This window comes from Paenisporosarcina sp. P4_E4_2, assembly GCF_056401595.1.
In genome coordinates this window covers 1-7,270 of the sequence record NZ_JBFUJC010000154.1, presented here as the reverse complement: position 1 = coordinate 7,270, position 7,270 = coordinate 1, and the positions used below count along the sequence as shown (strand labels likewise).

The window sequence follows — 7,270 nt, the reverse complement described above, 5'->3', positions numbered from 1 at the left end:
AATCCATACGTTCCGAAATCGGCGAAGCAAAGTATCCAATGCCTGAGATTTGGATTGAACCTGGCCGTTCACTAGTAGGTGACGCAGGAACTACTTTATATTCGATTGGATCTCAAAAAGAAGTGCCGGGTGTCAGAAATTACTTGGCTGTAGATGGCGGAAYGTCAGACAATATTCGTCCTGCACTGTATCAAGCAAAATATGATGCGGCTGTTGCGAACAAAATGACAGTTGAAGCCACTAAAACCTACACAGTAGCCGGTAAATGTTGTGAATCAGGCGATAAACTGATCGAAGACATTTCTTTGCCAATAGTAGAAGCGGGAGATATACTCGCTGTATTCTGCACAGGGGCATACGGATATTCGATGGCCAGCAATTATAACAGGCTTCCTAGACCCGCTGTCGTGTTCGTGGAGGAGGGCAATCATCGCATTGTCATTAAGAGAGAAACTTATGAAGATCTCGTAAAGTTGGATTGTTCTTTACAAGATGAGACGGTAGGTGCACACTCATGAAAAGAAACAATAACAAATTATATTTATTTATCCTATTAATAAGTATTGTTTGGGGAATTCTTTATTGGATATTTATTGCACCGAACCAATAAACTGTTAAATAATGGATTGCGAGTTGAAGTTTTATTGCAAATGATGTAGGATAGTCATTGTGCTGAAGCGGAATCAAAAATGAGGGATTTATTATGTTAGTACGATATAAAAAAATATGTGAAAAAATTGCGATGGGTCTCCTGTCGTTTATGCCACAAGAAAAAGATTTAAAAAAATTACAAGAAACCATTCAAACCTATGAAAATAATCCGAACTGGCATTTGTTTATGTGGAAAAAAGAGGAAGATTTTGTGGGCTTGATTGGCATAGAAACTACAGATACAGAGTGTTTGATTCAGCATATAACTGTTTCACCTTCATTTAGAGGTGAAGGGATTGGAAAAGAAATGGTATCCAAAGTGCAAAATTTCCTTCCATGTACAGAAATAAAGGCTGCTGAATCGACAAAACCATTCATAGATAAGTGCACAATCCAGCAAGAAGGAACAGACATTTAATGTCTGTTCCTTCTTTTTTCTTCACGGGCATTAAGTATTTCTGAACGATCCCGGAGCATATGCTTGTGTATGAGTTGATCACCTGTTAGTGCTTCTAATGCTGGTTGTTGTAGGATGGCTGATGATAACTCAGATGAATCGACTTGTATTTTAAATGGCTGAAAAGATGTATTATTTTCAACGGATTCTAGTGATTGCTCCAAATTCACGATAAGTCTTGAAAAGTGAATGCCTTCATAAAAAGCACTCGTACCATTCAGATGGAAACGATCGTATGATTTGGCCAGTGATCTTTTCGCGCCATTGAAATTACCCCTTCGCCAGWGATACATACCTGTCGAGAGCAAAATCCAAGCAGTAAGTGGATGTGTTTTATCTTTCGGTGCAATCTCTTTCCAGTATTCTTCCAACACTTCGTGGCATTCAAAAAAATCCTCGTGCTCATTAAAATATATGACAAACTGCACAAAAAGTGGGTGAAACAACGGATGCATTCTTCTCACACTTCCTCTATACTAAAATTTGAATCTATTTGATCGGGTGATCTTAACATGTCTTATGAAGTAAAATTGGACGCTTTTGAAGGTCCTCTCGATTTATTATTGCACTTAATCCATCGTTTGGAAATTGATATATATGATATTCCAATGGCTGATTTAACTTTACAGTACATGGAACATATTCGTGCTATGCAAGTGCTTGAATTGAATGAAGCCAGTGAATATTTAGTAATGGCCGCATCCCTGCTTGCAATCAAAAGTAAAATGCTGCTTCCGATTCACGAAGGTGAATTAGATGATGACGAACTTGCCCTTGATATGAATGACCCAAGGGAAGAATTGGTGAATCGTCTGATTGAGTATCGGAAGTATAAAGAAGCAGCTGAGAATCTGCAGCAATTAGAAGAACAAAGAGCACAAGTCTTTACAAGAGCACCAAGTGACTTGACCGACTATCAGCCAACTCAACAATTAACTGCATTTGATGATCCTTTGAATGTCTATGACATGTTGGGTGCTTTTCAGAAAATGCTGAGAAGGAAACGATTGAAAGCCCCGCTTGCCACCAAAATTACTAGACAGGAACTATCCATCAAGGACCAAATGAAAAGTGTCTTCAAGACTTTGAAATCCCGAGGCGGAAGTTGTTCTTTTTCAGAACTTTTTCCATCAGAAGACAAACCAACTCTGGTTGTCACATTTTTATCTTTGCTGGAACTTATGAAAAGACAAATGGTAATGGTCGAGCAACGTCAGAATTTTGATGATCTGACAGTTAATCTAATAAATGATCGATGGGAGGAAGAATCTTTTGAGCCTATTGATGAGTAGAATTGAAAGTTTACTTTTTGTAACAGGAGACGAAGGGTTATCAAGTAAACAGATTGAAAATTTAACTGGTGCAACGTCTATAGAGGTAAAAGAAGCATTAGAGAAATTACAGGATGACTATATAAAATCCAAAAACCGCGGAATTGAATTAAAAGAATTAGCCGGAACATATCAACTGATTTCAAAAAAACAAAACGCAGAAACCATTCAACGACTCGTTGAAAACCCAACGAATCAACCTCTTTCACAAGCTTCATTGGAAGTGTTGGCGATCGTTGCCTACAAACAACCAATTACACGAATCGAGATTGAAGACTTACGGGGCGTGAAGAGTGAAAGACCATTACACACGTTAAGCCTTAAAGGTCTGATTCAGGAAGTCGGTCGAGCTGAAGGTACAGGGCGTGCCATCCTGTACGGCACCACGAAAGAGTTTTTAAATGTATTTGGATTAAATGATATGAATGAGTTGCCGCCGTTACCGGAAACACAAGGGACGGAAGAAGATGACCAAACAGATTTATTCATGACAAAGTTCCAGGAAGCTTTTGGGGAACAACAAGAATAAGAAGCGAAAGGTGCTGCTGGTTGCGAAATAAATGGTTGATAGTGTTAGTGATTCTCCTGTTAGGTGTAAGTCTGTTGTACCCTCGATTATCTGAGGCACAGGGATCTGCTTATGCAGTAATTGATGCGAAGACAGGACGGTTATTGGCAGGAAGCGGTGAAGACCAAAAAATGCCGATTGCCAGCTTAACAAAAATGTGGACAGCGGTTGTCGTGGCGGATGAAGTAGATTTAAAAGAAAAGGTCAAAATTTCTCCTGTAGCCACATCCCAAGAAGGTTCATCCATTTATCTTAAAAATGGAGAAGAAACAGCTGTTGATGTATTGCTTTATGGATTAATGCTGAGGTCTGGTAACGATGCAGCAGTTGCTCTAGCAGAGCATGCAGGAGGATCAGTTGAAGGCTTCGTTAAATTGATGAATGAAAAAGCAAAAATTATGGGATTAAAAGATACACACTTTGAAAACCCATCAGGATTACACCACGAGGAACACTTATCTACCGCTTATGACACAGCTCTTATGTTGAAAATCGCAATGGAAAATAAAGAACTCAAACCGATCTTAACTGCACCCCATTTCAAACAAGACGGGAAGTACTGGGATAACAAACATAAGCTCGTTCGCTTGGAAACGAAAGCGATTGCCGGGAAAACAGGATTTACGAAAACAGCAGGTAGAACACTTGCAACGTATTTCAAAGATGGAGACGAAGAAGTGATTGTTGTTACATTGAACCAATCGAATGATTGGCAAATGCACATGCAACTTGCAGAGAACGTCTTTGCACAATATGATAGAGTTCAAGTCATTAAAAAAGGCTCATATGATTTACCAGGTGGATTGGTGATGAAAGCTGACAAGTCAGCCTACATTCTAAAACACAAAGATGAACAAGTTTCGCATCTTGTCGTTTTGAATCGGGCGAAAGCGTCTCAAAAGATGGCAAAATGGGAAGTACAAATAAACGGGAAAACCATACTTACAAAAAAAGTACATATTGAGCGGAATGAATGACGAAGACTGCTTATTAAATAAGCGGTCTTCTTTTGTTTTGAGCGAAAGTGTGACATAATTTTTAAAGAGTATAGGAATCGACGATGAGGTGAAAGTATGGAAAGATTACAAAAAATGTTAGCACATGCTGGGGTTGCGTCACGAAGAAAATCCGAGCAACTGATTTTAGAAGGAAAAGTGAAAGTGAATGGACAAGTTGTCAAAGAACTTGGAACAAAAGTATCTGCATCAGATACAGTTGAAGTAGATGGCGTGAAGTTGGAAAAAGAGCAAAAGGTTTATTATTTATTATATAAACCAAGAGGAATTATTTCGGCAGTGACGGATGACAAAGGACGTAAAACGGTTGCAGATTTATTTCCGCACATACCAGAACGACTATTTCCGGTGGGGCGTTTAGATTATGAGACATCGGGTCTTTTAATCATGACGAATGATGGCGATTTATCATATACGCTGACTCATCCTAAATTCAAAATTGATAAAACGTATGTTGCACGAGTTAAAGGAATCCCAGTGAAAGAGCAACTCCGACCGTTAGAACGTGGAATTGTACTAGAAGACGGAAAGACAGCTCCAGCCCGTGTCAAATTATTATCGGCTGATCCAAAACAAAGCAAGGCAATTATTGAAATCACGATTCATGAGGGTAAAAACCGTCAAGTTCGTCGCATGTTCGATGCCATCGGTTTCCCTGTGCAAAAATTGAAACGTGAACGCTTTGCTTTCTTGACGCTTCATGGTCTTAATGCAGGTGAATCACGTGAGTTGACGTCCCATGAAGTGAAATTACTGCGTGTTATGGCTGAAACAGGAAAAATTGGTTCATAATTAGTAGGTATTGGAAATTGCTTAAATCTATTCAAATAATTTAGAGGTTTTCGGAATACCTGAAAACGTTCACAAACCCTTCAAATGTGCGGTCTTAGCAACCGCTTTTCTTTGTTATAATGATAAATGATTATTTCGTCATGTAGGAGGGTATAAAAATGGCTCAGACGAAACAAAAAAGATTTTTGATACGGACATTGATTTTGTCTGTTCTGGTAGTAGCAATCATTTACACTATTTACAACAATGCTTCTAAAGACAAGGTGGATGTTCTAGGCGTTGGGGACGAAGCACCGGATTTCACTTTGGTGGATTTAAATGGGGAAGAGCATCGCTTGTCAGATTATAAAGGACAAGGGGTCTTTCTGAATTTCTGGGGTACATGGTGTAAGCCGTGTGCAAAAGAAATGCCCGCAATGGATCGTCAATACGAAGTATTTAAAGAACAAGGTGTTGAAATATTGGCTGTAAACATCGCGCAGTCCAATTTTGAAGTAGAACAGTTTGCTGACCAGTATGGACTGGATTTCCCGATTGTTATTGATAAAACGAAAAGTGTGATGGAAACATACAACATTGATCCGCTTCCAACGACTTTGTTAATCAATCCTGAAGGTAAAATTGAGAAGATCGTACGCGGAGAGATGACAGARCAGGACATCGCTCATTTTATGGAGCAGATACGTCCCGATTAAGGAGTCAATCATATGAACAACATCATTTGTGCTTGTGGGCATGAAAATCCAGAAGGAACAGTGTTATGTGGGAACTGTGGTCGGCCCCTCACAAAAGAAGCAAAAGATTTAAAATTAGCGGATATGCGTTACGAAGGTTCTGCACGCCGTTCGCAAACATACAACAAATCGATTATTGATAAGATATGGAACTTCTTTTCAAGTGTTAAAATCGGAGTAACGATTATTATCATGATTTTGGTGGCAGCTGCCATCGGAACAATTCTACCGCAAGTACTTTACGTTCCAGCAACAACAGAAGCGGATATAGCCGCTTATTATGAAAGAGTGTATGGAACGTTTGGGAAGATCTATTACGAATTGGGCTTATCAGATCTATATGGCTCATGGTGGTTCCAGACGTTAATCGGGATGCTTGGCATTTCCCTTATCGTTGCAAGTTTGGACCGTTTTATTCCTTTATACAACTCTTTGAAAAAACAACGCACGAAAAGACATGAAAGCTTTATGAAACGTCAACGTCTTTTTGCTCTTGGTGGCGTCAGTTCCATAGAAGAAACGTTTACAAAAAGTGAAGCTAAGCTAAAAGAACTCCGTTATAATGTGAAGCGAGAAGACGGAGCGTTACTGGCAGAAAAAGGTCGCTTTTCAAGATGGGGTCCTTATGTTAATCATGTTGGTCTTATTATTTTCCTGTTCGGGGTTATGCTGAGGGCATTACCAGGATTCTATGTGGATGAAACGATGTGGATTCGCGAAGGTGAAACACGGGCCATTCCGGAAGCACCTGGTTATTACTTGGAAAGTAAAGAATTTATTCTTGAAACTTACGATAAAGAAAAATCAGACGAAGTATTCGGGGATGCTATTGATCGTGTCGGAACGATTGCATCTAACTATCAGACAAATGTAGTTTTATATAAAAAACCAGAAACTGCATTACCTGGTCAAACTGATAATCTTGAAGAAGTGAAAAAAGAATCTATTCAGGTGAATCATCCTTTGAAATTTGAAGGTTTTTCTGTTTATCAAATGGACTTCCGTTTGGATGAACTTCGCACAATGCATTTTAATTTATCAAATAAAGCGACTGGCGAATCTTTAGGTGATCTTTCCATCGATTTGACGAATCCAAAAACCACTTATGATTTAGGTAATGGGTCTTCTGTAAAATTGTTAGGATATTATCCGGATTTTTCTGGATTTGAAAAGGGAGAGCCTCAAACGAAGTCTCCAGTTCCGAACAACCCTGCATTTTTAGTGGAAATGAAGACACCTGAAACTCCTGAAGGGGAAACCAGTTTTGTGGCGATAAAACAAACTGTGGAGCCGCTTGGGGATAATGAATATAAACTTGAATTCCAAAATGTAGATACGCGTGATGTTTCCGGTCTCACGATACGGAAAGATAAAACATTATGGATTTTAGCTTTAGGTGGCTTGATTTTCATGATTGGGGTTGCGCAAGGATCTTACTTCAATCACCGTAGAATATGGATTCATGAAACGAAAGATGGACAGGTTGCTGTCGCTGCCCATACGAATAAAAACTGGTTTGCTATTAAAAAAGAGTTGGATCAGCTAACGGAAGTAGCACAACTGCCTCCATACATGGATCAACAGGACTCTGAATCACATGAGCTCAAAAAGGATGGTGAGAAGTCGTCATGACACTCGTCTCGATAAGTGGGAATTTATTGTTTTTTGCATTTGTTTGTTATTTGATTGCAACATTATTTTTCGGTGGAGCAGTGAAAGGG

Annotated in this window: 9 protein-coding genes; 8 read left to right on the top strand and 1 reads right to left on the bottom strand. The window is 39.2% G+C overall.

Annotation, left to right across the window (positions count from 1 at the left end; genetic code table 11):
• Both AC1DSB_RS11590 and AC1DSB_RS11585 read left to right on the top strand, forming a co-directional pair.
• On the top strand, positions 1-518 hold a 518-nt coding region (locus AC1DSB_RS11590; RefSeq protein WP_477586761.1), incomplete at its 5' end, for a diaminopimelate decarboxylase family protein.
• A 185-nt stretch (positions 519-703) separates the two neighbouring features.
• Positions 704-1,069: a GNAT family N-acetyltransferase gene (locus AC1DSB_RS11585; RefSeq protein WP_016427455.1), complete on the top strand. Its 366-nt coding sequence runs from the start codon at positions 704-706 to the stop codon at positions 1,067-1,069.
• Here AC1DSB_RS11585 and AC1DSB_RS11580 read toward each other — a convergent pair.
• On the bottom strand, positions 1,066-1,563 hold the full coding sequence (locus tag AC1DSB_RS11580) for a DUF309 domain-containing protein (protein WP_477586760.1): 498 nt from the start codon (positions 1,561-1,563) through the stop codon (positions 1,066-1,068). The genes AC1DSB_RS11585 and AC1DSB_RS11580 overlap by 4 nt on opposite strands.
• Before the next feature lie 57 nt (positions 1,564-1,620).
• Between AC1DSB_RS11580 and AC1DSB_RS11575 the strand changes: the two genes are divergently transcribed.
• From AC1DSB_RS11575 to resB, 6 genes are all read left to right on the top strand, one after another.
• A complete protein-coding gene (locus tag AC1DSB_RS11575; protein WP_016427453.1) occupies positions 1,621-2,400 on the top strand; it encodes a segregation/condensation protein A in 780 nt (259 codons plus the stop codon).
• Complete coding sequence (scpB, locus tag AC1DSB_RS11570; RefSeq protein ID WP_477532938.1) at positions 2,393-2,968, top strand: SMC-Scp complex subunit ScpB; 576 nt, start codon at positions 2,393-2,395, stop codon at positions 2,966-2,968. Before AC1DSB_RS11575 ends, scpB begins: the two co-directional genes overlap by 8 nt.
• Before the next feature lie 20 nt (positions 2,969-2,988).
• Positions 2,989-3,984, top strand: a complete 996-nt coding sequence (locus AC1DSB_RS11565) for a D-alanyl-D-alanine carboxypeptidase family protein (RefSeq protein ID WP_477586759.1) — start codon at positions 2,989-2,991, stop codon at positions 3,982-3,984.
• A 96-nt stretch (positions 3,985-4,080) separates the two neighbouring features.
• Positions 4,081-4,815 carry a pseudouridine synthase gene (locus tag AC1DSB_RS11560; protein WP_016427450.1) on the top strand — a complete coding sequence of 245 codons (735 nt, stop codon included), beginning with the start codon at positions 4,081-4,083 and terminating at the stop codon, positions 4,813-4,815.
• A 158-nt stretch (positions 4,816-4,973) separates the two neighbouring features.
• Entirely contained in the window at positions 4,974-5,510 is a 537-nt protein-coding gene (gene resA, locus AC1DSB_RS11555; protein WP_016427449.1) for a thiol-disulfide oxidoreductase ResA, read from the top strand.
• Between the two features lie 12 nt (positions 5,511-5,522).
• On the top strand, positions 5,523-7,181 hold the full coding sequence (resB, locus tag AC1DSB_RS11550; RefSeq protein WP_477586758.1) for a cytochrome c biogenesis protein ResB: 1,659 nt from the start codon (positions 5,523-5,525) through the stop codon (positions 7,179-7,181).
• Positions 7,182-7,270 lie beyond the last annotated feature (89 nt).